The organism is Methylocystis sp. sgz306128 (assembly GCF_056032725.1).
Genome location: NZ_JBVYWO010000029.1, coordinates 1 through 1,195, shown reverse-complemented (window position 1 = coordinate 1,195; position 1,195 = coordinate 1). Strand labels below are relative to the sequence as shown.

The following is a 1,195-nucleotide window of genomic DNA, read 5'->3' as shown; positions in this document are numbered from 1 at the left end:
CAGTTTCAATTTTTGCTGCTGCTCGAAGTCAGCCGGTGACAGCATGCCGTTTCTGACATGCTTACGTTGCGGGTTATAGAACATCTCGATGTAGTCGAACACATCCTGCCTTGCCTGGTCTCTGGTTTGGTAGGTTTTACGGCGAATGCGTTCGCGTTTGAGCAGGTTGAAGAAACTCTCCGCCACGGCGTTATCGTGGCAGTTGCCGCGTCGGCTCATGCTGTGCTCAAGATTGTGCTGTGTCAGGAACGACGCCCACTCGATGCTGGTAAATTGCGAGCCTTGGTCAGAATGGATCAGCACTTTGCCTTTCGGCTTCCTGCGCCACACCGCCATGAGCAGGGCTTGCAAGACAAGATCAGTGGGCTGTCTGCTTTGCATAGCCCAGCCGACCACACGACGGGAAAACAGGTCAATCACGACCGCCAGATACGTGAACCCTTCGTAGGTTCTGATATAGGTAATATCGGTGACCCAGACCGTATCCGGCGCCATGACATCAAACTGGCGATCCAGCGTATTGTCGACAGCGATTGATGGCTTGCCACCATAGGTGCCGGAACGGCGATTATAGCCGATTTGCGCCTTCACTCCCGCAATTCTCGCCAATCTTGCCACACGATTTGGGCAGCATGGCTCACCCAGGTCACGCAGGTCGTCATGCAGCTTGCGATAGCCATAAACCTTGCCGCTATCTTCCCATGCCTCTTTCAGCAGTTCTGTCTGGCGGGCATCTTCCGCCGCGCGCTTGCTGAGCGGTTGCTTCAGCCATGCGTAAAACCCGCTTGGATGGACGCGAAGCATGCGGCACATGACCCGGATATTGAATTGCGGACGATGCGCCTTGATGAACGCGTACTTCACTTTGCATCTCTGGCGAAATACGCGGTCGCTTTTTTTAATATGTCACGCTCCTCGGTGACGCGGGCCAGTTCCAGCTTAAGCCGCCGGATCTCTGAGGCTTGCTCGTCCTTGACGACAGGTTTGGCCGGTGCCCGGTAGCGCTTCATCCAACCGTAAAGGGAATGCGTGCTGACCCCCAGACGCTTCGAAACATCAGCAACCGAATAGCCGCGCTCCGTGATTTGTTTAACCGCGTCCTGTTTGAATTCTTCTGTGAAATTGGCATTACCCATGACGATCTCCTTGCCTCATTTTTAAGGGACAAGGTGTCTACAATTCTAGGGGCTATTCA

Annotated in this window: 1 protein-coding gene; it reads right to left on the bottom strand. The window is 54.1% G+C overall.

Annotated features, from left to right (window positions below; genetic code table 11):
* Positions 1-1,136 (bottom strand): IS3 family transposase gene (locus AC0N03_RS16735; RefSeq protein WP_474290047.1). Its coding sequence is split into 2 segments (ribosomal slippage), with 1,137 coding nucleotides annotated over them: positions 1-890 and positions 890-1,136; the frame shifts between segments, so codons are not numbered across the junction. This gene is flagged as partial in the annotation.
* Positions 1,137-1,195 lie beyond the last annotated feature (59 nt).